At 70.7% G+C, this 24036-nt stretch carries 24 protein-coding genes, 1 tRNA gene and 1 other RNA gene; 11 read left to right on the top strand and 15 right to left on the bottom strand.

The genetic code is table 11. The features are described 5' to 3' along the window. Positions 1–20: 20 nt before the first annotated feature. Together CLV40_RS08815 and CLV40_RS08810 are read left to right on the top strand one after the other, a co-directional pair. Positions 21–710: a response regulator transcription factor gene (locus CLV40_RS08815; protein ID WP_104478374.1), complete on the top strand. Its 690-nt coding sequence runs from the start codon at positions 21–23 to the stop codon at positions 708–710. Then, on the top strand, positions 703–1794 hold the full coding sequence (locus CLV40_RS08810) for a sensor histidine kinase (RefSeq protein WP_181043394.1): 1092 nt from the start codon (positions 703–705) through the stop codon (positions 1792–1794). Before CLV40_RS08815 ends, CLV40_RS08810 begins: the two co-directional genes overlap by 8 nt. On the opposite strand, the gene vanX is transcribed toward CLV40_RS08810, so the two are convergent. The 4 genes from vanX to CLV40_RS08790 all read right to left on the bottom strand — a co-directional run bounded on the left by vanX (position 1791) and on the right by CLV40_RS08790 (position 4804). Further along, entirely contained in the window at positions 1791–2399 is a 609-nt protein-coding gene (gene vanX, locus CLV40_RS08805; protein WP_104478373.1) for a D-Ala-D-Ala dipeptidase VanX, read from the bottom strand. The two genes, CLV40_RS08810 and vanX, sit on opposite strands and share 4 nt — an antisense overlap. Beyond that, a complete protein-coding gene (gene vanA, locus CLV40_RS08800) occupies positions 2396–3433 on the bottom strand; it encodes a D-alanine--(R)-lactate ligase (protein WP_104478372.1) in 1038 nt (345 codons plus the stop codon). The genes vanX and vanA overlap by 4 nt, the downstream gene beginning before the upstream one ends. Continuing rightward, complete coding sequence (gene vanH, locus CLV40_RS08795) at positions 3426–4394, bottom strand: D-lactate dehydrogenase VanH (RefSeq protein ID WP_374066448.1); 969 nt, start codon at positions 4392–4394, stop codon at positions 3426–3428. The genes vanA and vanH overlap by 8 nt, the downstream gene beginning before the upstream one ends. A 337-nt stretch (positions 4395–4731) precedes the next feature. Next, positions 4732–4804 (bottom strand) — tRNA-Ala (locus CLV40_RS08790). Between the two features lie 131 nt (positions 4805–4935). On the opposite strand from CLV40_RS08790, the gene CLV40_RS08785 reads away from it, so the two are divergent. Then, positions 4936–6246, top strand: coding sequence for a phenylacetate--CoA ligase family protein (locus tag CLV40_RS08785; protein ID WP_104478370.1), 1311 nt, complete (start codon positions 4936–4938; stop codon positions 6244–6246). Between the two features lie 4 nt (positions 6247–6250). On the opposite strand, the gene CLV40_RS08780 is transcribed toward CLV40_RS08785, so the two are convergent. Both CLV40_RS08780 and CLV40_RS08775 read right to left on the bottom strand, forming a co-directional pair. Then, a complete protein-coding gene (locus tag CLV40_RS08780; RefSeq protein WP_104478369.1) occupies positions 6251–7081 on the bottom strand; it encodes a DsbA family protein in 831 nt (276 codons plus the stop codon). Positions 7082–7096: 15 nt separating this feature from the next. After that, on the bottom strand, positions 7097–7552 hold the full coding sequence (locus tag CLV40_RS08775; protein ID WP_281261654.1) for a MauE/DoxX family redox-associated membrane protein: 456 nt from the start codon (positions 7550–7552) through the stop codon (positions 7097–7099). Positions 7553–7663: 111 nt separating this feature from the next. Here CLV40_RS08775 and hrpB point away from each other — a divergent pair, with 111 nt between their 5' ends. Continuing rightward, positions 7664–10051 carry an ATP-dependent helicase HrpB gene (gene hrpB, locus CLV40_RS08770; RefSeq protein WP_104478368.1) on the top strand — a complete coding sequence of 796 codons (2388 nt, stop codon included), beginning with the start codon at positions 7664–7666 and terminating at the stop codon, positions 10049–10051. Here the strand turns inward: hrpB and CLV40_RS08765 are convergent. Genes CLV40_RS08765 through CLV40_RS08755 form a run of 3 tightly spaced genes read right to left on the bottom strand, consistent with a single transcriptional unit; the run spans position 10048 to position 11585 of the window. Further along, positions 10048–10659 carry a tetratricopeptide repeat protein gene (locus CLV40_RS08765; protein WP_104478726.1) on the bottom strand — a complete coding sequence of 204 codons (612 nt, stop codon included), beginning with the start codon at positions 10657–10659 and terminating at the stop codon, positions 10048–10050. The two genes, hrpB and CLV40_RS08765, sit on opposite strands and share 4 nt — an antisense overlap. A gap of 42 nt (positions 10660–10701) precedes the next feature. Then, positions 10702–11199 carry a hypothetical protein gene (locus CLV40_RS08760; RefSeq protein WP_146107972.1) on the bottom strand — a complete coding sequence of 166 codons (498 nt, stop codon included), beginning with the start codon at positions 11197–11199 and terminating at the stop codon, positions 10702–10704. 17 nt (positions 11200–11216) lie between these two features. After that, complete coding sequence (locus CLV40_RS08755; protein WP_146107971.1) at positions 11217–11585, bottom strand: P-loop NTPase family protein; 369 nt, start codon at positions 11583–11585, stop codon at positions 11217–11219. A 276-nt stretch (positions 11586–11861) separates the two neighbouring features. Between CLV40_RS08755 and CLV40_RS08750 the strand changes: the two genes are divergently transcribed. From CLV40_RS08750 to CLV40_RS08735, 4 genes are all read left to right on the top strand, one after another. Then, positions 11862–12326: a DUF2127 domain-containing protein gene (locus tag CLV40_RS08750; RefSeq protein WP_245931175.1), complete on the top strand. Its 465-nt coding sequence runs from the start codon at positions 11862–11864 to the stop codon at positions 12324–12326. Between the two features lie 81 nt (positions 12327–12407). Continuing rightward, positions 12408–13310 carry an ABC transporter ATP-binding protein gene (locus tag CLV40_RS08745; RefSeq protein WP_104478364.1) on the top strand — a complete coding sequence of 301 codons (903 nt, stop codon included), beginning with the start codon at positions 12408–12410 and terminating at the stop codon, positions 13308–13310. Then, positions 13310–14047, top strand: coding sequence for a hypothetical protein (locus tag CLV40_RS08740; RefSeq protein WP_146107970.1), 738 nt, complete (start codon positions 13310–13312; stop codon positions 14045–14047). Before CLV40_RS08745 ends, CLV40_RS08740 begins: the two co-directional genes overlap by 1 nt. A 20-nt stretch (positions 14048–14067) precedes the next feature. Continuing rightward, positions 14068–14709, top strand: a complete 642-nt coding sequence (locus CLV40_RS08735; RefSeq protein WP_104478725.1) for a DedA family protein — start codon at positions 14068–14070, stop codon at positions 14707–14709. On the opposite strand, the gene CLV40_RS08730 is transcribed toward CLV40_RS08735, so the two are convergent. Both CLV40_RS08730 and CLV40_RS08725 read right to left on the bottom strand, forming a co-directional pair. After that, complete coding sequence (locus CLV40_RS08730; RefSeq protein WP_104478362.1) at positions 14669–15337, bottom strand: response regulator transcription factor; 669 nt, start codon at positions 15335–15337, stop codon at positions 14669–14671. The two genes, CLV40_RS08735 and CLV40_RS08730, sit on opposite strands and share 41 nt — an antisense overlap. Beyond that, positions 15334–16908, bottom strand: coding sequence for a sensor histidine kinase (locus CLV40_RS08725; protein WP_181043393.1), 1575 nt, complete (start codon positions 16906–16908; stop codon positions 15334–15336). Before CLV40_RS08725 ends, CLV40_RS08730 begins: the two co-directional genes overlap by 4 nt. Positions 16909–17002: 94 nt before the next feature. Here CLV40_RS08725 and CLV40_RS08720 point away from each other — a divergent pair, with 94 nt between their 5' ends. After that, a complete protein-coding gene (locus tag CLV40_RS08720; RefSeq protein ID WP_104478360.1) occupies positions 17003–17479 on the top strand; it encodes a SixA phosphatase family protein in 477 nt (158 codons plus the stop codon). A 242-nt stretch (positions 17480–17721) separates the two neighbouring features. Here the strand turns inward: CLV40_RS08720 and CLV40_RS08715 are convergent, their stop codons facing one another. The 3 genes from CLV40_RS08715 to CLV40_RS08705 are packed head-to-tail and all read right to left on the bottom strand — an operon-like array spanning position 17722 to position 20166. Then, complete coding sequence (locus CLV40_RS08715) at positions 17722–18366, bottom strand: response regulator transcription factor (protein WP_181043392.1); 645 nt, start codon at positions 18364–18366, stop codon at positions 17722–17724. Beyond that, complete coding sequence (locus CLV40_RS08710; RefSeq protein ID WP_104478359.1) at positions 18354–19493, bottom strand: sensor histidine kinase; 1140 nt, start codon at positions 19491–19493, stop codon at positions 18354–18356. The genes CLV40_RS08715 and CLV40_RS08710 overlap by 13 nt, the downstream gene beginning before the upstream one ends. A 1-nt stretch (position 19494) precedes the next feature. After that, positions 19495–20166 (bottom strand): sensor domain-containing protein, encoded by a 672-nt coding sequence (locus tag CLV40_RS08705; RefSeq protein ID WP_104478358.1) that lies wholly within the window; start codon positions 20164–20166, stop codon positions 19495–19497. Between the two features lie 166 nt (positions 20167–20332). Here CLV40_RS08705 and ssrA point away from each other — a divergent pair. Further along, positions 20333–20705, top strand: a transfer-messenger RNA (tmRNA) gene (ssrA, locus tag CLV40_RS08700). 231 nt (positions 20706–20936) lie between these two features. Further along, positions 20937–21209 (top strand): ankyrin repeat domain-containing protein, encoded by a 273-nt coding sequence (locus tag CLV40_RS08695; protein WP_219823935.1) that lies wholly within the window; start codon positions 20937–20939, stop codon positions 21207–21209. Positions 21210–21257: 48 nt separating this feature from the next. Here the strand turns inward: CLV40_RS08695 and CLV40_RS37825 are convergent, their stop codons facing one another. Further along, on the bottom strand, positions 21258–23990 hold the full coding sequence (locus CLV40_RS37825; RefSeq protein ID WP_181043391.1) for a S8 family peptidase: 2733 nt from the start codon (positions 23988–23990) through the stop codon (positions 21258–21260). Between the last annotated feature and the right edge of the window lie 46 nt (positions 23991–24036).

Genomic DNA, 24036 nt, shown 5'->3' with positions numbered 1-24036 from the left:
CCTGCTCGGAGCGCCGGTCCATGCGCGTGCTGATCGTCGAGGACGAACCCTATCTGGCCCAGGCCATCCGCGACGGCCTGCGGCTGGCGGCGATCGCGGCGGACGTGGCGGGCGACGGCGACACCGCGCTGGAGATGTTGGGCGTCAACGCCTACGACATCGCCGTGCTCGACCGCGACATCCCCGGCCCCTCCGGCGACGAGATCGCCGCGCACATCGTCGCCCGCGACACCGGCATGCCGATCCTCATGCTCACCGCGGCCGACCGCCTCGACGACAAGGTCTCCGGGTTCGAGCTCGGCGCGGACGACTACCTCACCAAACCCTTCGAGCTGCGCGAACTCGTGCTCCGGTTGCGCGCGCTCGACCGCAGGCGCGCCCGCAACCGGCCACCGGTGCGGGAGATCGCGGGGCTGCGGCTGGACTCGTTCCGCCGCGAGGTCTACCGGGACGGCCGGTACATCGCGCTGACCCGCAAGCAGTTCGCGGTGCTCGAGGTGCTCGTCGACGCCGACGGCGGCGTCGTCAGCGCCGAGGAGCTGCTGGAGCGGGCGTGGGACGAGAACGCCGACCCGTTCACCAACGCCGTGCGCATCACCGTCTCGGCGCTGCGCAAGCGGCTCGGCGAGCCCTGGGTCATCGCGACCGTGGCGGGTGTCGGCTACCGCATCGACACGGCGCCGAGCGCCGCGGGCGAGGACCGTGGATAGGGCGCGCGGTCTGAGCGCCCGGCTCAAACTCACCCTCAGCTACGTCGGTTTCCTGATGGTCGCGGGCACGCTGCTGCTCGCCGCCGTCGGCGTGTTCCTGCTCGGCTACCAGCGCGCGGTCCCCCTGCCGCGGCCGGTGGTGATCGCGCCGCCCGGCCGGGCGCTGATCCGCGCCTTCGCCCCGACCGCGGCCGTCGTGCTGGGGCTGCTGCTGGTGTTCGGCTTCCTCGGCGGGTGGCTCCTGGCGGGCCGCATGCTCGCGCCGCTGACCCGGGTCACCGACGCCGCGCGCAAGGCGGCGAACGCGTCGCTGTCGCACCGGATCCGGTTGGAGGGCCGCAAGGACGAGTTCCGCGAGCTCGCCGACGCCTTCGACACCATGCTGGCGCGGCTCGAGGCGCACGTCGCCGAGCAGCGCCGCTTCGCCGCGAACGCCTCCCACGAGCTGCGCACCCCGCTGTCGATCACGCAGACGCTGCTGGAGGTGGCGCGCGACGACCCGGACCGGGACACCGACGAACTCGTCGCGCGCCTCGCCCTGGTCAACGCGAGGGCGATCGAGCTGACCGAGGCGCTGCTCATGCTCAGCCGCGCCGAGCAGCGGACCTTCAGCCGGGAACCGGTCGACCTGTCGCTGCTGGCGGAAGAGGCCACCGAAACCCTGCTCCCCCTTGCGGAACGGCGCGGGCTCACGATCGCGACCCGCGGCGACATCTGCCCCGCGGAGGGATCGTCCGCGCTCCTGCTGCAGCTGACCACGAACCTCGTGCACAACGCCATCGCGCACAACCTGCCGGAGGGCAAGGTGTGGGTCACGACCAGCGTCCACCCGGCGAGCGCGGTGCTCGTCGTCGAGAACACGGGGGAACCGCTTGCCGCGGAGCTGGTCTCGACGCTCACCGAGCCGTTCCAGCGCGGCACCGAGCGGATCCACAGCGACCAGGCGGGTTTCGGCCTCGGCCTGGCGATCGTCAAGAGCATCACCTGCGCCCACGACGGGACGCTGACCCTCACCCCCCGGCCCACCGGGGGGCTCCGGGTCGCGGTGCGGCTGCCCGCCGCACCGCGACCCGACCTCGACTAGGTGATGGGGAAGTCGAAGTACGTGTCCGGGTAGGGCTCGCCCTTGAGCGAGTAGTGCCACCACTCGTAGGCGTACGCGCTGAACCCGCTGACCTCCATGATGGCGCGGAGGTGCTCGCGGTTCTCCGTCTCCTGTGGACTGATCCCGTCCGCGCCGTGGTGCGACACGGGGTCCATCAGGTCGTGGTCGCCACCCATCGGCGCGAGCTCACCGGTGTCCAGGCGGTAGATCGTCAGGTCGACCGTGCTGCCCCGGCTGTGCCCCGACTTGGCGGCCACGTAGCCCTTCTCGAACATCTCGGACCGCTCGATGTTCGGGTAGTGCCGCGCCTTCGTGCGCCCGTCCTCCGGCTGCCGCGACCAGTGCAGGAAGTTGTCGACGGCGCGCTGCGGGCGGTAGCCGTCCCAGAGGAGCAGGCTGAAGCCGCGCGCGGCGGCTTCCTCCTGCGCGTTCTCCAGTGCCGCGCACAGGGCCTTCGTGCCGACGATCCGGTTCACCAGGTAGCCGTCCACCGGTTTGCCGGTGAAGTTGTCCCAGGTGGCGTACTTGGCGTCCCAGCGGATGCCCGGGACGAACTCGTCTGCGTAGACGAAGTCGTCGATCACTGGGCCTTCCCGGTGAGGGTGAGCGACACCAGGCGGTCGATCACGTCACCGAGCGGCAGCCCGGCGGCGGCCATCATCCGGGGGTAGCGGCTGTAGGAGGTCAGGCCGGGCAGGGTGTTGACCTCGTTGAGGACCACCTCGCCGTCCTCCTTGAGGAACAGGTCCACCCGGGCGAGGCCCCGGCAGCCCAGGGCGCTGTAGATGCGCTTCGCGGTCTCCTGGACGCGCGCGCGGGACTCCTCGGGGATGTCCGCGGGCACGATGAAGGTGGAGTTCTCGGAGCCCTTCTCGGGCTCCGCCTCCTGGTGGATCTTGAAGAAGCCGTGGGTCAGCGCGACCCGGTCGACCTCACCGGCGAACAGGTCCTGGTCGTTGCCCAGGATCGCGCAGCCGATCTCACTGCCGACGACGGCGCCCTCGATCAGCACCTTGGAGTCGTACTGGCGCGCGGTCTCCAGCGCCTCGGCCAGCTCCTCCTTGCGGGTCACCTTGGTGACGCCGAAGGACGAACCCGAGCGGGCGGGCTTGACGAAGACGGGGTAGGTGAGCGCGTCGGCGTCGACGGTCTCGTCCGGGGTGATGATCCAGAAGTCCGGCGTCGCGATGCCCGCGTTGCGGACGGCGAGGTAGGTGAGGGACTTGTCGATGCACAGGGTGGAGCTCTGGATGTCGCAGCCCACGTACGGGATGCCGGAGAGCTCGAACAGGCCCTGGATCACGCCGTCCTCGCCGAACTTGCCGTGCATGACGGACATGACCACGTCCAGCCGCACGGTTTCGCACTGGCCCGGCTCGAGGACCAGCAGGCCGTGGGCGCCGCGGTCCGGCGAGAGCACGGCGGGCTTGCCGCTGCTCTCCCAGTCGCCCTCGGGGCTGTCGCACAGCAGCCACGAACCGCTCTGGGTGATCCCGATGTAGAACGGCTCGTACTTCTCGGTGTCGAGGCTCTTCTCGACCTCGCGCACCGACTTGACAGAGATAGGGTGTTCCTCGGAACAGCCGCCGAAAATGATTCCGATCTTCAGCCTATCCATGCCGCTTCCCACTTTCGAATTCCAGACAGTTTGCGATGGAGTTTTCAATGGTGTCGCTCAGTGCGTGATCCGTGTAGTAAGCGGTGTGCGGGCTGATGAGCACGTTCGGCAGTTTTTGCAGCCGCAGCAACAGCGAACTCTTGATGGTGGTGTTGCGGCAGTCCGCGTAGAAGATCCCCTCTTCTTCTTCGAGGACGTCCAGCGCCGCGCCGCCTAACTTGCCGCTTTCCAGGGCCGCGATGAGCGCCTCGGTGTCGATCAGCGGGCCCCGCCCGGTGTTGATGACGTAGGCGCCGTCCCGCATCCGCTCGATGCGCCGCGCGTCGAGCAGGTGGTACGTCCCCTCGTTGAGCGGCGTGTGCAGCGAGACGATATCGCTCTCCGCCAGCAATTCGTCGAGGGACACGTAGTTCGCGTCGGTCGCGGGAATGGCGTCGAAGGCCAGCACCCGGCAGCCGAACCCGCGCAGCCGGTCGAGGACCGCGGCGCCGATGCGCCCGGTGCCGACCACGCCGACGGTCAGGTCCCGCAGTTCCCGGCCGCGCACGTCGTTGAGCCGGTAGTCGTGCACGTCCACGCGGCGGATCATCGCTTTTGCGTTCCGCACCGCCATGAGCATCAGCATCAGCGTGTAGTCGCCCACGCTGTCCGGCGAGTAGTTGACGTTCCCCACGACGATGCCGACGCGCTCGGCGTACTCCACGTCGATGTGGTTGAACCCGACGCTCCGCGTCGAGATGTACTCGACCCCGGCCTCGCTCAGCGCGAGCAGCACGTCGTTGGTCACCCGGGTCTTGTGCCCGACGCTGATGCACCGGTTCCCCGCGGCCAATTCAACATTGGCTTCCGAAACCGGCTCATCGGTCATTGTCGGATTGATTCCGAACCGAGGCGTCATTTCCCGAAACAGCGCGGCCTCATCCTGCGCGCACCCATAAATGGTGATCCCGGTTGTCAGCACAGCCGAGGGGGACGCGGACGCCAGCGATCGGGTGCGGAGCTCCGCTGTTCGTGCCGGTTCGCTATAGGCCATACCAGGCAGTATAGACAGCGCGCCGTCCCCACCACGTATGCGGTTCTCCATATCCGGACGATATGTCACCAGCCCGTAGTCCCAGGACCACCCACCGTATCGATCCCCTCTTCACCAGGCCGGTTCAGGAACCACCCGCACCGCACCTTCGCAGCACGCTGGTTCAGAAACCGCCCGCACCGTGGGGGTCTGGGGGGTCGCCCCCCAGAAACAAACGCGAAACGCAAAAGGCGAGTGCTCTCCACGAGCACTCGCCTCCCATGCGTGGAGCTGAGGGGACTCGAACCCCTGACCCTCACACTGCCAGTGTGATGCGCTACCAGCTGCGCCACAGCCCCGGGTCAGTCGCGCTCGGGACGTTGTCCCTGTCGCGATGTGGATACGCTACAACACCGGTTGCCAGGGTGGAAATCGGGGGTGCGGGAAGCGGGTCTTCCCTGGTCCGGGGCGTGGGGTGTAGACCAGTGGGATGACGGCTGTGGCGTTGGGCGTGGACGGGGCCGTGGGACTGGACCCCGCCGAGCGGCGGATCGTGCAGCAGGCCCGGCTCCAAGGGCTGGTGGGCCGGCTGCTGGTCGCCGGGGGTGTCCAGGCCGAGCGGCTGCGGGACTGCGGCGTGCGGTCCGGCGCCGACGTCGAACTCGACGACCTGCCGAGGCTGCCCACCGTCCGCAAGCGCGACCTGTGGGAGCACTACCCGTACGGGTTGCGCGCCGTCGACGCCGATGACGTGGTGTGCGTCCACGGTTCGTCCGGCACCGGCGGTCGCCCCACGCTCGTGCCGTACACCGCCAACGACCTGCGCATCTGGGCCGAGGTGGTCGCCCGGGCCCTCGCCGGGGCGGGCGCGACGCCGAAGAGCGTGATCCACAACGCCTACGGCTACGGGTTGTTCACCGGCGGCCTCGGCATCCACCACGGCGCCGTGCACCTCGGCGCCACCGTGGTCCCGATGTCCGGCGGCCTGACCGACCGCCAGGTCCGGCTCATCCAGGACCTGCGCCCCGACGTGCTGACCTGCACGCCCTCCTACGCCATCCACCTGGGCGAGGCGCTCGCCGGGGCCGGGGTCGGGACGAACTCCCTGCGCGCCGGGCTGCACGGGGCGGAGCCGTGGACCAACGAGATGCGGGACCAGATCGAGAGCCTGCTGGGCATCCGCGCCCTCGACATCTACGGCCTGTCCGAGATCATCGGACCGGGTGTGGCCTGCGAGTCCCTGGACTCCGACGGCATGCTCAACGTCGCCGAGGACCACTTCTACCCGGAGTGCGTCGACGCCGACGGCAACCCGGTCCCCGACGGCACGCCCGGCGAACTGGTCTTCACGACCCTCACCAAGACCGGTATGCCGCTGCTGCGCTACCGCACCGGCGACGTGGCCACGCTCGACGGTCCGGTGCCCGGCTCCCCGCGCACGCTGCGGCGGATGTCCAAACTGCTTGGTCGCACCGACGACATGCTCGTCATCCGCGGTGTCAACGTCTTCCCCACCGAGGTCGAGGCCGTCGTGCTCGCCGACGCCCGGGTCAGCCCGCACTACCTGCTCGTCGAGGACCGGCGGGACCCCGCGCGGCCGGAGCTGCGCGTCGCCGTCGAGAGCCACGGCGACGCCGACGCGGTCACGCACGCGCTCGGCACCGCCCTGCGCGAACGCCTCGGGCTGACCTGCGTGGTCAAGGTGCTGCCCGCGGGCACGGTCCCGCGCGCGGAGACGGGCAAGGCCCAGCGACTGCGCCGCTGGACCGAGGGGCCCGCCCCGCTGCCCGGTCTGGACTAGGCGACTAAGAGCCCGCGCCCGCCGCCACCGCGTTGTCCAGCCACTTGGGGTCGGACGTGTCGACGATCTTGGTGCCGATGGCCAGGGTCGGGGTACCGAAGCTCTTCTGGCCGTTGTACTCCTGCTGCAGGTAGTCCGTGGTGCGGACCTTCTGGAACGCGTCGCTGACGTCCTTGTCGTACTTGCCCGACCGGATGCCGTCCGCAAACGTTTGCGAGGTCAGTCCCAGCGACTTGCCGAGCGCGATCAACTGGTCCTTCGACCAGCCGCGGGCGCCTTCCTCCGGCTGGCTGCCGAACAGGCTCTTGTGGAACGCGAGGAACTTGCCCTCGTCCGCGGCCAGCAGCGCCGCGTTGGCCGAGTCGGTGGAGTAGCCCGCCGGGTCGGAGCGGTCGTTGAGCATGTTGAGCATGTGGAAGCGGACCTTGATCTCCCCCGCCGCCAGCTTCTCCTCCACCGAGGCGCCGTACGCGCTCTCGAACGAGCCGCAGGCCGGGCAGAGGAAGTCCTCGTAGACGTCGACGGTGACCTTGGCCGCGTCCTTGCCGACCAGCACCGCAGCGCCGTCGCGCACCGCCGGGACCTCGACACCGGTGTTCTTGACCGCGATGGCCTGGCCGGACGTGTCGTCCTTCTGGCTCCTGGTGAAGATCACGCCACCGACGACCGCCACCGCGATGACCAGCACCACGACGATGCCGATGGCCGTCTTGCGGTCGACGCCCGACTTGCGCGCCGCCGCCACCGCGCCCTTGCCGGACCCGGTCGGTCGCGCCCCGGCACCCGTCTGCGCTCCCTGCCGCCGCTTGCGCGCGCTGCGCTCCGCTCCGCCCACCTGTCCCGAACCTCCCTAACCGACCGGCTCCGCCGCCCGCCCCAGCCGGGCGTCCAGCGAGAACCGGGTGCGCGGCCGGACCACCAGCCACACCGCCAGCACCAGGAACCCGATGTCCCTGGCGATCTCCTCGGGGTACCGCGTGTCGCCCGCGGCGACCTGGCCGCCGCCGCCGAAGCAGCCGCAGTCGATGCTCAGGCCCCTGGCCCACGACTGCGCCACCGCGGCGATGAACGCCAGCAGCACCACACCGGACAGCACCGCGGTCAGCCGCGTGCCCAGGCCCAGCACCAGGAGCACGCCCAGGGCCAGTTCCAGGAACGGCATCGCGGCGGCGACCACGCTGACCACACCGCCGGGCAGCACGTCGTAGGCCTGCACCGCGATGAAGGTCTGGTTCGGGTCGCGCACCTTGAGCCAGCCCGAGACCAGCCACACCGCCGCCAGCCCGAGCCGCAGCACCGTGCCGATCACGTCGAGCACCACGGGTTCGCCCGACCGGACCCGCTCAGCCACCGCCGGTTCCGTCACGACCACGGAGGCTACCCGCGCACGCTGAGCGCAACCTGAGAACCTTGTTGTGTGCTTGGACTCCCGGACCTGCCGGTGCGCGCCACCCTCCCGGAAATCACCCGGACGGTGGACGAACGCGGTACCGCCGTGCTCGTCGCACCCCCTGGAACCGGCAAGACCACACTCGTGCCCCTGGCGCTGGCCGAATCCGGCGGCAAAGTCGTAGTAGCGGAACCGCGCCGACTGGCCGCACGGGCCGCCGCAGCACGCATGGCCTCGTTGTTGGGCGAACCCGTCGGCCGCACAGTCGGCTACGCGGTGCGCGGCGACCGCAAGACCTCCCGCGAGACCAGGATCGAGGTCGTCACCTCGGGCCTACTGGTCCGCCGATTGCAGCACGACCCGGAGCTGTCCGGTGTGGACACGGTCTTGCTCGACGAGTGCCACGAGCGCCACCTGGACGCCGACCTCCTGCTGGCCCTGCTGCTCGACGCCCGCGACGGCCTCCGCCCGGACCTGCGGCTGCTGGCGACGAGCGCGACCGTCGCCGAGGGCAGGCTCGCCGAGCTGCTCGGCAATGCCCCCGTGATCCGCGTCGAGGCCAGGACACACCCGGTCCAGATCCTTTACTCCCCACCCACCAGGGCCGAACGGCTCGACTCGTGCGTGGCCAGGACAGTCCGAACGGCACTGTCCACACATGACGGTGATGTGCTGGTGTTCCTCCCCGGCGCCGCCGAGATCCGCCGAGTGACCGCAGCCCTGCACGGCATCGACGCCGACCTACTCCCCCTGCACGGCCGACTCGCCTCAGCCGAGCAGGACGCCGCCCTGACCCCAGGCCGCCGCAGGCGAGTAGTGCTCTCCACCGCCGTAGCCGAGTCCAGCCTCACAGTGCCAGGCGTCCGGATCGTGGTGGACGCAGGCCAGTCCCGCGTCTCCCGCGTCGACCACCGCCGGGGCATGTCGGGCCTGACGACCGTCCGCGTCTCCGCCGCGGTAGCCGATCAGCGCGCAGGCCGCGCAGGCCGCGAAGCCCCAGGCTGGGTCTACCGCTGCTGGCCAGAACACGAGCACGGCACGCTCCCCCGCTACCCCGAGCCAGAGATCCGCACCGCCGACCTGACCCGCCTGGCCCTGGAACTCGCCTGCTGGGGCACCCCCGACGGCAGCGGCCTCCGCTGGTGGGACGAGCCCCCAGCAGGCCCCCTCGCCGCAGGCCGCGAAGCCCTCACCGCCCTAGGCGCCCTGACCGAGGACTCCGTCACCGCCCGCGGCCGTTCCATGGCTGCCCTAGGCCTGCACCCCCGCCTGGCCCGAGCCCTCCTGGACGGCGCACCCCGCGTAGGCACCACCCGCGCGGCCCAAATCGTCGCCCTACTGGACGACGACACCCTGGCCTCCACTACCGACCTGGACTCGGCCCTGCGCATCGACTCCCCGCGCTGGCGCCGCGAAACCCGCAGACTCGCCGCCCTGGTCGACAACACCCCAACCGGCACCGACGACCCCGCCCTGGTCGTAGCCCTGGCCCACCCCGAACGCCTGGCCCGCCGACGCGCCAAGGACCAGCCCGTCTACCTCATGGCCAACGGCACCGCCGTCGAACTCCTCCCCGGCAACGGCCTGGGCGACCCCGAGTGGCTGGCCATCGCCGTGGCCGAACGCGTCCCAGGCGCCGCCCATGGCAGGGTCCGCCTAGCCGCCCGCGCCGACGAGGCCCTGGCTGCCGAGGTAGTAGGCATCACCGCCGAAGACGAGGTCACTTGGCGCGACGGCGACGTAGTAGCCCGCCGAGTCCGTCGAATCGGCGCGATCGTCCTCCAAGAACGCCCACTCCCCACCCCACCCGCCGACGCCGTCCGCGCCGCAGTCCTGGATGGCCTACGCCGCACCGGCCTATCCCTGGTCCGCTTCACCCCCGCAGCCCAGTCCCTACGCACCCGCCTAGCCCTCCTGCACCGCACCCTCGGCGACCCCTGGCCCGCCGTGGACGACACCGCGCTCCTCTCCGCCGCCGAAACCTGGATCGGCAACGCCCACAACCGCGCCACCCTCTCCCGCCTGGACATGACCCAGGCTCTCCGCGCTCTCCTCCCCTGGCCCCAGGCCACCCGCCTGGAAGAACTCGTTCCGGAACGCCTGACCGTCCCCTCCGGCTCAGCCCTGAAGATCGACTACACCGGAGACACCCCCGCCCTACCGGTAAAGATCCAAGAGGTCTTCGGCTGGACCGCCACCCCCACGATCGTCGACGGCAAGGTCCCGATCGTCCTGCACCTGCTCTCCCCGGCCTCCCGCCCAGTAGCGGTCACCGCCGACCTGACGTCCTTCTGGACAACCGGCTACCACCAGGTCCGAGGCGAACTGAGAGGCCGCTACCCCAAACACCGCTGGCCCGACGACCCCCTGGCCGCCGACCCCACCCGCCACACCACCCAACGCCGCCGCACCTAGTCCCCTCCAACCAGAGACTCTCGAGCTTTCGCCATGACCTCATACTCCTCGGCATAGATCCCAGGCCACTCCGCAGCCAGACTTCGGTAGATTCCGCAGGACTCATCCATCGCCGCCAGCACTTCCCGACGCGCGTCTGCACGTTCGAGCATCCCGTGCGCAGATTGCACACAGGCCAGTCTCCATAGGCATCTGGCAAATGCGGGAAGGTAGGCCACCGGATCCGCACGTGCGTGTCCACGAAGGATCTCAACCGCTTCATGGGCGAACGCCAACGCGGCGGGAACCTCCCCGACCAGAGCGAACTGGGAACTGGCGTTGCTGAGGGTCGTAGCAAGCTCAGCGCGATAGGCGATCGGGTCTACCTCAACGAGTGCGCGACGGATGTCTACCGCTTCACGGAGGAAGGACAGCGCCTCCCACTGCTCCCCCGCTAGGGAAAGTCGGCTCCCGAGGTTGTTGAGGCCGGAGGCGAAACCGGGCAGGCGCTTGACCGGATCCGCCTCGACCAGTTCACGATATAATTCCACTCCTTCTCGAGTGGGCGCCAGCGCAGCCGTCTTCTCCCCCGCCTTGGTGGCATTGACGCCGAGATTGATCAGGCTCATGGCGAGACCGGCCAGGTATTTGGCCGGGCCCAAGAGGCTTATTTAGCGGCGTAGAAGTAGAGGGCGATAACGGCCGATATGGTGTCGGTGAAAGTGTCGATGGGTGGTTTCGTCATCGACGACCTTGTGGCCTGAGATCCCCGCCAGCACGGCGGCGACCATCTCGTTGGCGCGGCGGTCGTGGGCGAGGATGTCGGCCACACAGTCCTCGCCGAGCCGGTCGGGGCGGAAAGGATTGAGGGCCAAATCCCGGGGCGACATTTCCGGGTACGCGGTGTCGTGCCAGGCCAAGACCGCTGCCGGGTCGGACACCCCCGCCGAAGTGAGCAGTTGGCGTGCGAGGTCGCCGGTGGGCAGGGGCCCGAACAAGGTGGCGAGCACGACAGCGCTTTGGGCTTGGTGGCTGGGTGGACCGGGCACCGCGTCGACCACCACGTGTTCGGCGAAGGCCGTCGCCGCCTGCTCGAACGCGGCCCACCGGTCATCCACGCTGCCCGCCAGGTCGGTCAGGGCGATCGGGTCGGCGATCTCGATCGGCAAGCGGTCCAGGTGGTGGTTCAAGCCGGAACGCAGGTTGGCCAGCGAACGGACCAGGAGCAGGATCCGGACGGTGCGCTTAGTACCGAAGGGAGCGACGACCGGATCACCTGCACCAAGGTGTCCAGCGGCCAGCGCTCCGCGTAGTCCACGACGATCAGGTCCGAGCCGGACCACTCCGGCGCAGACTCCACATCCGGCAGGACATCCCCCGGCGAGACCCGCCCCGACACCGCCCGCGCCACACCCCAGCCCGCCTCGACGCACTCCCCCGCGAACGCGTTCGCCAGGCGGGTCTTCCCCTGACCACCCGCCCCATGCACCACCAGCAGCGACGCCGGACAATCCGCCTCATCCCGCCATCGCAGCAACGCGTCCTGCACAGCCACCCGAGGCCAGAACGGTACGACCTCCCGTCGCGCGTCCAGCAGGTAACTCGGCGTCCGCCGGTGCCGAGGCACCCACTCGTCCCGCCCAGCCGGCCCCAGCCGCTGGATCTGGCAGCCGGTCGCCCAAAAGCCAGGGTCACGTTCCCCGCCGACCCGATCTGGATGTTCGGCCCGTTGACCCACGAACCGGAAACCGAGTTCACCGAACCCACACCCCAGGATCGCACACGGAGATCGACAAGACGGGCCCCACCGAACAGGCGCATGCTGGAGCCCGTGTGTGCGACCAAAGCCAACAAGACCCAAGAGACGCTGTTCCGCTACGCCGTCCTCCTCAAAGGCATAGACGGCGGCGGCCAACTCCTCGCCGGCCTGGCCTTGGCCCTCATCCCACCCACCGTCATCACCGGCGTAGTCCACGCCATCATCACCCGCGACCTGATAGGCGACGGGACGCTCGCCCACCACCTCACCCACGCCGCACAGGACTTCACCGACGGCGGCACCAAGACGTTCGCGATCATCTACCTGATCCTGCACGGCTTGATCAAGCTCGCCCTCGTCATCGCGCTGATGAAGCACTATCGCCGGGCGTATCCCGTGGCCGCGGTCGTCCTCGGACTTTTCGTCGCCTACGAGATCTACCGCGCGATCGACACGGGCAGCATTGTCCTCCCGATATTCGCGCTACTTGACGTAGTCGTCATCTACCTCGTCATCCGCGAATACCGCCTTACCTAAGTAAGGTCCGATCACTGCCCTCCGACCAAGGCGCCGGACACCCCGCCACACCTACCGTCCCCGCAGCAGAAAGGGGACGCAGTGATCACATTGCGGGGACTGACCAAGCGCTACCGGAAGGCGCTGGCGGTCGATGGGGTGACGTGCGAGATCGAGCCGGGGCGGGTCACCGGGTTTCTCGGGCCCAACGGCGCGGGTAAGTCAACGACCATGCGCATGATCCTCGGGCTCGACGAGCCGACCGCGGGCACGGCCCTGGTCGGCGGGAAGCGGTACCACGAGCACCGGTACCCGCTGCGCGAACTCGGGGCGCTGCTGGACGCGAAGGCCCTGCACCCCGGGCGCAGCGCGCGAGCGCACCTGACGGCGATGGCGCGCAGCAACGGGATCCCGACCAAGCGGGTCGGCGAGGTGCTCGACGCGGTCGGCCTGACCGACGTGGCGGGCAAGCGCGCGGGCACGCTCTCCCTGGGCATGAGCCAGCGGCTGGGCATCGCGGGCGCGCTGCTCGGCGACCCCGGCACGCTGATGTTCGACGAGCCGGTCAACGGCCTCGACCTCGACGGCGTCCGCTGGATCCGGGACCTGGTGCGGGAACTGGCCGACGAGGGCCGCGCGGTTTTCGTCTCCAGCCACCTGATGAGCGAGATGCAGCTGGTCGCCGACCACGTCGTGGTGATCGGCAAGGGCAAGCTCCTGGCCGACGCGAGCATCGGCGCGGTGATCGCCGCCGCGGGTTCGGTCGTGCGCGTGCGCGCCCCCGAACCCGCCGCCGTCGACGCGCTCGAACGCGGGCTCGCGACCACGCGCCGGATCGGCCCGACCGAGTTGGAGGTCACCGGGGCGACCGCGGAGCAGGTCGGCGACCTGGCCTTCCAGCTGCGAGTGCGCCTGCACGAACTGCGCGCCGAGCACGCTTCCCTGGAGCAGGCCTACCTCGACCTGACCGCGGACAGCGTCGAGTGCGCGGCGGTGACCCGGTGATGCGGGGCGCGATCGCGGCGGAGTGGACGAAGACGTGGACGGTCCGGTCGACCTACTGGTGCCTGGTCGCCGCGGTGCTGCTGATGGTGGGCATGGTGGTGCCCAACGGCTTGGCCATCCGCGGCCAGTTGCGCGACGGCGTCCCGGGTGCCAACGCCTGGCCCGCGACCCAGTTGCCGATCGAGGCCACGGTGTACCTGGTGCAGTTCGCGGTGATCGCGCTGGTGGCGCTGCTGGTCGCGGGCGAGTACGGCACCGGCCAGGTCCGCACGACCCTGCAGTGGGTGCCGGTGCGGTGGCGGGTCCCGGCGTCGAAGTCGCTGGCCCTGGCGTCCGCCATGGCGGTGGTGAGCCTGCCGCTGACCGCGCTGGGGGTGTGGTTGGCCGACCTGACCATGGCCGAACGCGGCCTGCCCTACAGCGCCGCCGACTTCGCCGGGACGTGCCTGCTCGTCGCGCTCTACACGAGCCTCATGTGCGTGCTCACGGTCGGCGTCGCCACCGCGGTGCGCAGCGTCGCGGGCACGCTGGTCGCGATGTTCATGCTGATCATGGTGCTGCCGCTGGGCATGCAGACCACGCAGTTCCTGCGCGACCTGTCGCACTACGTCCCCGGCATCGCGGGCGTCGACCTGATGGAGCGCGCCGACACGACCCGGGGCGCGGTGGTGCTGGTGGTCTGGGCCGCGGTCGCACTCCTCGCGGGCATCGCGGTGCTGCGGAAGCGGGACGCGTGAGCGCCGCACCGGACGGCGGCATGGCGGGCTGGGCCCTGGACGTCATGGACGTCCTCGGCGCGCCCGGCGCGGGCCTGCTCGTCGCACTGGAGAACCTGTTCCCGCCACTGCCGAGCGAGATCTTCCTACCCCTGGCCGGTTTTGCCGCGGGCCTTGGCCGGATCTCCTTGTTCAGCGCCATCTTCTTCACCACCCTGGGCTCGGTCGCGGGCGCGCTCGCGCTCTACTGGCTCGGCGCCGCGCTCGGCCGCGACCGCCTCCGCGCCATCGCCGACCGCGTGCCCCTGCTCAAGGTGTCCGATGTGGACAAGACGGAGGCGTGGTTCGACCGGCACGGCGGCAAAGCGGTCTTCTTCGGCCGCATGGTCCCGGTGTTCCGCAGCCTGATCTCGATCCCGGCGGGCGTGCACCGCATGCCACTGGCCAGGTTCACGCTGCTGACCACGCTCGGCAGCCTGATCTGGAACACCGCGTTCGTGCTCGCGGGCTACCTGCTCGGCCAGCAGTGGCACCTGGTCGAGGACTACGCGGGCATCCTCGAGAAGGTCGTGCTCGGCGCGGTCGTCCTGGCCGTGGCCTGGTTCGTGGTGCAACGGGTCCGGGGCGCTCGCCGGGACCGGGTCAGCTCGTCGGGCCGACGAGACCGGCCTCGTACGCGATGATCGCCGCCTGCACCCGGTTGCGGACGTCGAGGCGCGCCAGCACCCCGCTGACGTAGGCCTTCACGGTGCCCTCGACCAGGTGCAGGCGCCGCGCGATCTCCGCGTTGGCCAACCCCTGCCCGACCAGCGCCAGCACCTCCAGCTCGCGCGGCGCGAGCGCGGCGAGCCTGGCCCGCGCGTCGACCCGGGCGCCCATCCGCGCGGCGGGGCCGGTCGACAGCTCGGCGATGACCCGCGAGGCCACCCTGGGCGAGAGGTAGGCGGCGCCCTCCGACACCGCGCGCACCCCCGCGAGCAACTCGCGGGGGTCGCCGGATTTGAGCAGGAACCCACTGGCACCGTCGCCGAGGGCGCGGGCGATGTAGGCGTCCTCGGAAAAGGTGGTGAGCATGACGACCGCGGTGTCCGGCTGGGTCCGGCGGATCTCGGCGGCGGCGGCCAGCCCGTCCATGCCGGGCATCCGGATGTCGAGCACCGCCACGTCCGGGCGGTGCGCCTGGGTCAGCTCGACCGCCTCGCGGCCGTCGGCGGCCTCGGCGACGACCTCGATCCCGTCGTCGGAGGCGAGGATGGCGCGCACCCCGGCGCGCACCATGGCCTCGTCGTCGGCGAGCAGCACGCGGATCACCCTGATCCCCTTTCCCCGGTGGAACCCTCGTCGCGGTTGTTGCTGTAGGCGTCCTTGGCCACCAGTCGGCCCACGGCGAAGCAGAGCCGGTGCACGGCGGGCCGCAGGTCGAACACGTCACCGGTGGCCCGGTAGTAGCGGCACCCGGCGCCGGGCGGGTTCGGCGCGCCCCGCGGCGGGTCGATCATCTCCAGGTCGGGCAGCACGGCCTCGACCTCCGCGCTCGACTGACCGACCCGCAGGCCGTCGAACACCTCGGTGGGCAGGACCGAGTTGGTGACCGAGTACGCGTAGTAGCCGAAGATGAGCGCCACCAGACCGACCGTGATCGCCGTGGGCATGCCGATGGCCACCACCAGCCCGCGTCGAACGCGCCGCCGGACGCGCCCGAGGACCACCTCGGTGGTCTCCTCCGCGTCGGGCAGCGCGGCCGCGTCGTGCGGGAGGCTGGCCCGAACGGCGAACCCATCGCCCTCCGGGCCCGCGGTGAGGGTGCCGCCGAGCAGTCGAACCCGCTCGCGCAGTCCGATGAGGCCGCGGCGGGAACCGGTCGCGGTGACCGCGCCGGTCGGGGCGCCGTTGGTGACGGCGACGACGGTCACCCCGGCCTGCCGGGACACCAGGACGGTCGCGGCGGCGCCGGGGGCGTGTTTGGCCACATTGGTCAGCGCCTCCTGCACGACCCGCCGCACCGCCATCTCCACCACGCCGGGGGCGGGTTCGTCGCCGTCGGACCGCAGGTCGACGTCCATCCCGGACGCCCGCGCCCGCTCGACCAGTTCGGCGGGCGTCTCGGCGACCGGGGTGAGCGGCGCGGGCTCGGCCTCGCCGAGCATGCCGATGATGGTGCGCAGCGTGTCGGTGGCCGCACCCGCGGACGCGCGCAGCTCACCGGCCGCGTGGCGGTGGTGTTCGTCGAGGTCGCGGGCCATTTCGAGGGCGCCAGCACGGAGCGCGATGAGGGCGAGTTCGTGGCCGAGTGAGTCGTGCATGTCCTGGGCGATGCGGGCCCGCTCGCGCAGCCGCTCCCGCTCGGCGACGATCCGCTGTTCCCGCTCCAAGTGCTCGGCGCGCTCCCACCCCGCGCGCTGCAACTCGGCGCGCTGGCGCAGGTAGCGCCCCGCGAACCACGGGCACACCGCGAGCAGCAGCAGCCCCAGGACCATCCACAGCCATTGCAGCAACTGCGTGTCCAACCGCCCCCGGACGGCGGCCACGACGAGGGTGTAGCCCAGTCCGACCAGGACCAGACCCGTGAACACCAGCACTGCCGGGCGGGCCGTCGGCAGGCGCATGCCCATCATGAAGCCGGTGAACACGACCGCCAAGGTGAAGCTGAGGCTGCCGGTGCCGGTCAGGATCAGGTGGGCCAGGCCCGCCGCGGTGACGAGCACCGCCAGGACCGGGCGCCGCCTGGCCAGCGGGACAGTCGCGACGATCGCGACGAACAGCGCGTAGACGTCCCAGCTGAGCCGGGAGAGGGGGAGGTTGAGGGTCACCTCGAGGACGAAGAGAGCGGTGAGCGTCACACCTATCGAGAGATCGGTCGCGACCGTCCGCTTCGACTCCACCGGCGTGACGCTACAAGCAGTGGGAGCGTTGTCGACACTGACGAAAGTAAAGCTGGTTCGATGGGGTGTGCACGACGACAGGAGGAAGAGGCCCATGCGCCGGTTGGTGGTCCTGCGGCACGCGAAGTCGGCCTGGCCGGAGGGCGTCCCCGACTATCGACGACCGCTCAACGACCGGGGCCGCCGCGACGCGCCCGCCGTCGGCAAGTGGCTGGCCGAGCACGTCGAGGGGATCGACCTGGCCCTGGTCTCCCCCGCCACCCGCACCAGGCAGACCTGGGAGCTGGCGGCGGCCCAGTTACCGACCGTCCCCCCGACCACCTTCGACGAACAGCTCTACGGCGAGGGCGCCGAGTCCATCCTCACCGTGCTCGGGTCCGTTCCGGACACCGCCCGCACGGTCCTGCTGATCGGCCACAACCCGGACCTGGAGGACGTGGTCGAAACCCTCACCGGCACCCGCCCCGAGTTCAAGACGGCGGCCTTGGCGGTACTCACCTGGCCGGGCAAACACCTGACGACCTCGGCCCGCTCCTCCCGCCTAGCCCGCACCGAGACGATCCGCGGCTAGCCGAACCGGCCGGTCCGCAGGCGATCCCGGGAGTCCGGCACAGCCCGGTCCTCGGTCTCCTTCGGGCGATCACCGGTGTCGACCACAAGCCACAACCAGGTCCGAAGCCGCTCCGCGATGGACCGATGCGCGGGCCACGAACGCCCGCGATGCCAGCGGCGGCCGGACACCATCTGACCCGCCGCGTGCACGGGTCACGCAAACGACGTCGAGCAGTGGGAGACCCTTGGCTCGGCCCCGGGTCAGCCGCGGTCGAGGAAGGTCAGGACGGCGCGGACGCGGCGGTGTTCCTCCGAGCTGGGCTCCAGCCCGAGCTTGGAGAAGATGTTGCCCACGTGCTTCTCGACCGCCCCGTCGGAGACCGTCAGCGACCGGGCGATGGCCACGTTGGACAGGCCCTGGGCCATCAGGCCGAGGACCTCCCGCTCCCGGGGGGTGAGCAGGTCGATGGGGTTGCGCCGTCCGCGTGCCATGAGCTGTGCGATCACCTCCTGGTCGATGCACGTGCCACCCGCCGCCACCCGGCGGACCGCGTCGACGAACTCGGCGACGTCGGCGACCCGCTCCTTGAGCAGGTACCCGACCCCGCCCGCGCCACCCGCCAGCAGCTCGACGGCGTAGCGCTCCTCCACGTACTGCGAGAGCACCAGCACCGGCAGCCCCGGCAGCTCCTCCCGCGCCCGCAGCGCCGCCCGCAGCCCCTCGTCGGTGAAGCTCGGCGGCATCCGCACGTCCACGATCGCCAGGTCGGGGCGGTGTTCGGAGACGGCGAGCAGCAGCTCGTCGCCGTTCTCCACCGCCGCCACGGTCTCGATGTCCTCGTCGGCGAGCAGCCTGGTCACGCCCACCCGCAGCAGCACGGAGTCCTCGGCGATCACCACACGCACGGCAGATCGGCCCTGATCACTGTCGGCCCACCGATGGGGCTCACCACGGTCATCACACCGTCAATCGTGGCAGCGCGGTCGGCGAGGCCGGACAGCCCTCCCCCCGGCCGCAGCACCGCGCCGCCGTCGCCGTTGTCGGTGATCTCGACGATGACCTGGTCACCGCTGGCGCGATCCGCCCGCCACACCTTCACCGTCACCGCGCTCGCCCCGGAGTGCTTGGCGATGTTGGTCAGCGACTCGCCGACGATGAAGTACGCCGTGCTCTCCACCGCGGCGGGCGGCCGCGGGTCGACGCGGACGGTGACCTCGCACGGCACCGGGCACTTGGCCGCCAGTGACGACAGCGCCGCGTCCAGGCCGCGGTCGCCCAGCACCGCCGGGTAGATGCCGCGGGCCAGGTCGCGCAGCTCGGCGACGGCCAGCTTGGCGTCCGCGTGCGCCTCGTCGATCAGCGCGCGGGCCAGGTCCGGGTCGGCGTCCAGCTTGCCCTTGGCCCGGCCCAACCCCATGGCCACGGCCACCAGCCGCTGCTGGGCGCCGTCGTGCAGGTCGCGCTCGATGCGGCGGCGCTCGGCCTCGGCGGCGTCCACGCCCCGGGCCCGGGAGGCCTGCAGGCGCTCGGCGCGGGCGGTCAGGTCGGCGGTGCGGTCCGGGCCGAGCATGGTCTCGGCGAGGCGGGCGTGCAGCCAGGCGTAGCGCGGCATGATGAAGAGAGCCAGCGGGACCAGCGGGATGCTGGCGATGGCCAGGCCGAAGCCGAACACCGACAGCGGCAGCTCCATCAGGATGAACAGGATGTCGCGCCAGGTGCGGCCGTCGGTGAGCAGGTCGCGCCACTGCCGCAGCAGCGACCGCCCGTCCGCCGGGTCGCGCACCGGCCGGGCGGGCAGGTCGGCGCCGAGCAGCCCGCGGGCCAGCGCCCGGTGCGCGTTGCCGAAGGCGCGGGCCGCGCACACCCCGCCGATCAGGATGGGCACGCCGACCCACACGATCACGGTGCCGACGCCCACGGCGATGGCCACGACCGTGAACACGAAGGTGAGCAGGCTCAGCGGGAACCCGCCGAGGAAGTAGAGGATCGCCTTGGCCGGGTGCGGCAGCGGCCGCTCGCTCGGGTCGGTCACGTCACACCTCGTGCGCGAGCGGGCTCGACGCGGCGGCGTCGAAGCGGACGGCGGACGGCGCGGGCCCCAGCAGGGCCCGGGCGAACCTGGCGTGGCCGCGCCCCATCGCCCTGGTCAGCGGGATGGCGATGGCGAAGACCACCAAGCCGAGCCCGGTGAAGGCCAGCGCCTCCACGAACGAGTCGACGACCCAGACCGGGTTCTCGGTGTCGAACACGCGGTACTCGCCGTCGGGCAGGAACCGGTAGTAGACGGGCAGGAACGTCGCCCCGAGCGCCAGCGACCAGAAGACCACCACCGTGGTGAACTCGGCGATCCCGACCGGCAGCAGCACCAGGAAGTACGCCATGTCCTTCCAGGTCGACGAGTCCCGCACCCGCGCCTTCCACCGCCCCCGCTCCGGCAGCGGCGGGTACGGGCTGGCGATGTAGGTGTCGAGCATCGCGTACACCCGGGCCCGCTCCACCCGCGCCGACACCCGCGCCGCCACCACCGCCAGCGCCAGCACCGGCAACCCCACCCAGACGACGGCGGTGCCCACCCCCACGCTGAGCAGCACCACGAAGGTGACGAACCCGGCGATCCCGACGGGCAGGTTCATCAGCAGGTACCCGAGCGACCCCAGGACCGACGGGTTCGGCCGCGTGCCGTCCTGGTGGAAGGTGGTGGTCATGTCTCTCGTCCTCCTCGTGCCGTCGCAACCAGCATCGCGGTCACCAGGGCACGTCTCCATGGGGGACGCTACCGAGTCGGGGGTGGGGCTGTCCCCACCATCGATACCGGGATGAAACGAGGCGCGGCACGCGTTAAGCTGTGCAGAACGAGCAACACCAACCCACGGGGGTGAACGGTTTCGACTCTGGACGTCGAGTCAGGGGAAGCGTGCAGGTGCAGGCGAGATGACCACCTCAAGCGTCGCTCGCAAACCAATAAGCGCCAAGACTAACAGTCGCGCTGACTACGACCTCGCTGCCTAAGCGAGCTCGTGTCTGTCGGCCCGGGGACGCCTCCGCCCCGGTAGCCGGCATCAGCTAGGAGGCTCACCGCCGGTCCCGGTCACGGGGACCAGGCGGGAAGCAAACAGTGACTGGGCCCGTCACACCGGCTTGTTCGCGTGACCGGTGGGGCCAAGCAGAGACAATGCGAACTGCGCACGGAGAAGTCCTGGTGAAGCGACAGAGGACCCGGGTTCGATTCCCGGCACCTCCACGGACTCGGGCGACGCGTGTCTGCGGAAAGCGCAGACCGCGTCGTCCGTTGTCATTTCTGGGGGGCGACCCCCCAGACCCCCACGGTGCGGTACGGAACTGAACCAGCGTGGTGGAGCGGTCGAGCTGCGGGGTGGGGACACGATGCGTCCTACACCAGCGGAGACGAAGAGGGCTTGCGGTGAGTGATAGCCGGTACTGGACTCCTGCGCATCATGCGGTTGAGAACTTCGAGGTGGAGGAGCTGTCCCGGTTATTGAGTGCGGGCAGTGATCCTGATGAGGTGTTCGTGGACTTCACCTTGTTGACGCACGCCATTGATGCCGAGGGGGACGCGGCCAACCAGACGCGGGAGCCGTTGAGTGTCCACCTGACGGCGGTGCTGTTGGCGTTCGGCGCGGATCCTCGGCTCCCCGATCCGAAGGGGCGCACCCCGATGGACATGGCCTTGTCGTATCGGCATGACTTAGCGGTCAAGCTGCTCCAGGCGCACCTCGATCGGGCATAGGGCGGCGGCCAAGCCCCTGGGGACTTGGCCGCCGGTCCGGTTGGTGGGTTAGCTGACCGAGAGGGTTACGTCGTCGAGGACGAAGGAGGTTTGGAGGGATTCGTCTTCGATGGAGGTGAAGGACAGGTTGACGGACTGGCCCGCGTAGGCCGACACGTCGACGGTGACCTGTTGGTAGCCGGTTGCGCTGTCCAGGTTCGAGTACGTCTTGAGGGCGTTGTCACCGAGCCGCACGGTCAGGGTGTCGTAGCGTTCGGTGTCGGTGTTCTCGACCGTGTCGATGTGCAGCCAGTAAGTCAGCGTGTACGTCGAGCATCCCGCCGGAAGGGTGAGCTGCTGGCTCGTGCTCTCCGTCGCCACACTGCCCCGGCCGCCCAGCCACGCCGCGTGAGTGCCGCCGTGGGCGGGTTGGCCTTGACCGCCGTGTTGGCCGATCACGCCGGTCGTGGCGGCCCATCCCGTGGCGCCGCCCTCGAAGTCGGCGTTGGCGATCACCTGGCTCGGCGCGCAGCCGCTGCCCGGGGTGATCGTCCAATCCAGACTCAGCGTGCCCGAACCGTCGGACGCGTTGACCGTGATGGCCGCGGCCCAGCGGCCCTCGGCGGTGGGCTTGCCGTTGATCACGCCGTTCGCGTCGATCGACAGGCCGCCCGGCAGGCCGCGCGCCGACCAGGTGTACGGGCCCGTGCCGCCGGTGGCGGTCAGCGGGACCGACACCTGCTGCCCGACCCGCGCCGTCTGGGCGCCCGGGTCGGAGATGACCACGGTCACCCCGCCCTGCGTGATCACCCAGTCGAACGTGACCGTGCCCGACCCGCCCGTGGCCGCGGTGACCGTGGCCGTCACCCGGTACGTCGCGGCACTCGTCGGCGTGCCGCGGATGACCTGCGTGGTGGACCCGGCCGCGTTGTCGGCGGTCAGACCGGTGGGCAGACCCGACACCGACCAGGTGTACGGCCCCGTCCCGCCGGTGGCGACCAGCTTCAGACCGGCCTTCACCCCGACCTTCCCGGTCTGCGTCCCCGGATCGGCGATCGTCACGTCACCGCCGGGCGCCTCCGAGATGGTCCAGCTGAACTTGAGGCTGCCCGGGTTCCCGGCCGCCGGGGTGGCGGTCACCGTCAACGTGTAGTTCCCCGCGGTGGTCGGCGTTCCGGAAACCACACCGCCGCTGGAGATCGACAGGCCCGGGGGCAGGCCGGTCGCGGTCCACGTGTACGGCGCGGTCGCGCCGGTCGCGCGCAACGCCAGGTTCACCGGCGTCCCCACGCGGCCGGTCTGGTCACCGGGCGGCGTGACGACCGCGTCCCCGGCGGGCTGCGGGTTGATGGTCCACGTGAAGGACGCGCTACCCGCCGTCCCCGAGGTCGGGGTCGCGGTGACGGTCACGTTGGAGGTACCAGCCGTAGTAGGCGTACCCGAGACGACCCCGCCCGTGGAGATCGACAGCCCGGCGGGCAGACCCGTCGCCGTCCAGCGGTACGGGCCGGTCGCGCCGGTGGCCGACAGCGTCAGGTTCGCGGGCGTACCAACGGTTCCCGTCTGGTTCCCCGGCGGCGTGACGGTGGCCGTCCCACCGGTCCCCTCACCCGCGAACAGCAGCCGGTTCGGCGAACCCGAGCCCGGGTTGGTGACCTTGCTCGGCGTCGCCTGCGCGAGCAGCGCGGTGGCCACCGCCGCCGGGCTGTCGCTCGGGTGCGCCTCCTGGTACCGCGCCACGACGCCAGCCACGTGCGGGGTCGCCATCGACGTGCCCGAGATGCGGTTGGTCGCGGTGTCGCTGTCCTTCCACGACGAGGTGATGTCCACCCCCGGCGCGAAGATATCCGTGCAGGTGCCGAAATTCGAGAACGAGGCCCGCGCGTCGTTGTTCTGCGTCGCGTTCACCGTTATCGCCTCGGTGACGCGGGCCGGTGAGGAATTGCAGGCGTCCCGGTTGTCATTGCCGGAGGCGACCGCGTAGACGATCCCGGCGGCCACGGAACTGCGCACCGCGGCGTCGACCGTGCTCGCCGCGCCGCCACCGAGGCTCATGTTCGCGACCGCGGGCTTGGTGGCGTTGCGGGTCACCCACTCGATGCCGCTGACCACACCGGTGTTGGAGCCCTGCCCGGAGCAGTTGAGCACCTTCACCGCGACCAGCTTGACGTCTTTGGCCACACCGTATTCGGTGCCGCCGACCGTGCCCGCGACGTGCGTGCCGTGCCCGTGGCAGTCGGTGTTGTTGCTGTCGGCGGTGTTCGTGCCCCAGGTCGCCCGACCGCCGAAGGTGCGGTGCGTGGTGCGGATGCCGGTGTCGATGATGTAGGCGGTGACGCCCTGACCCGTGGTGTCGTAGTTGTAGTTCGAGTCCAGCGGCAGGTTCCGCTGGTCGATGCGGTCGAGCCCCCAGGACGGCGGATTCGGCTGTGTACCGGCGATCCGCACGACGGCGTCCTGCTCGACCGAGGCGACGGTCGGGTCGGCGGCCAGCCGGGCGGCCTGCGTCGGGGACATGCTCGCGGCGAACCCGCGCAGCGCGTAGCGCCACGTGGTCTTGACCGCGGCGCCGTAGCGACCGGCGACCGCGGCCACCGTGTCGTCCACATTGGACATTATGGCGGCGGTGTCCTTGAGCGTCACCAGGTAGCTGCCGGGGATGGCGTCGGGGGAACCCGCGCCGAGGACGATGCCCTCGGCCGCGTGCGCGTTCCCCGCGCCCACCACCAGCGCCATGGCGGTGACCGCGGCGGCTCCCGCGCAAAGGGTGCGTCTGCGCAGGCTCGCGCGAACTTCTCTCATCGTGTGACTCCAAAAAAGCGCAGCAGGGATCAGGGACGACGTTCGC

The organism is Actinokineospora auranticolor (assembly GCF_002934265.1).
GTDB classification, from domain to species: Bacteria; Actinomycetota; Actinomycetes; order Mycobacteriales; family Pseudonocardiaceae; genus Actinokineospora; species Actinokineospora auranticolor.
The sequence above is the reverse complement of the archived record's forward strand: the minus strand, read 5'-3'. Positions and strand labels throughout refer to the sequence as shown.

Excerpts from the sequence above, each read along its gene's own strand:
- CLV40_RS08815 (WP_104478374.1), top strand. The coding sequence starts at position 21 with ATGCGCGTGCTGATCGTCGAGGACGAACCCTATCTGGCCCAGGCCATC.
- vanA (WP_104478372.1), bottom strand. The coding sequence starts at position 3,433 with ATGGATAGGCTGAAGATCGGAATCATTTTCGGCGGCTGTTCCGAGGAA.
- CLV40_RS08785 (WP_104478370.1), top strand. The coding sequence starts at position 4,936 with ATGACGGCTGTGGCGTTGGGCGTGGACGGGGCCGTGGGACTGGACCCC.
- CLV40_RS08765 (WP_104478726.1), bottom strand. The coding sequence starts at position 10,659 with ATGAGCCTGATCAATCTCGGCGTCAATGCCACCAAGGCGGGGGAGAAG.
- CLV40_RS08740 (WP_146107970.1), top strand. The coding sequence starts at position 13,310 with ATGCGGGGCGCGATCGCGGCGGAGTGGACGAAGACGTGGACGGTCCGG.
- CLV40_RS08735 (WP_104478725.1), top strand. The coding sequence starts at position 14,068 with ATGGCGGGCTGGGCCCTGGACGTCATGGACGTCCTCGGCGCGCCCGGC.
- CLV40_RS08720 (WP_104478360.1), top strand. The coding sequence starts at position 17,003 with ATGCGCCGGTTGGTGGTCCTGCGGCACGCGAAGTCGGCCTGGCCGGAG.
- CLV40_RS08705 (WP_104478358.1), bottom strand. The coding sequence starts at position 20,166 with ATGACCACCACCTTCCACCAGGACGGCACGCGGCCGAACCCGTCGGTC.
- CLV40_RS37825 (WP_181043391.1), bottom strand. The coding sequence starts at position 23,990 with ATGAGAGAAGTTCGCGCGAGCCTGCGCAGACGCACCCTTTGCGCGGGA.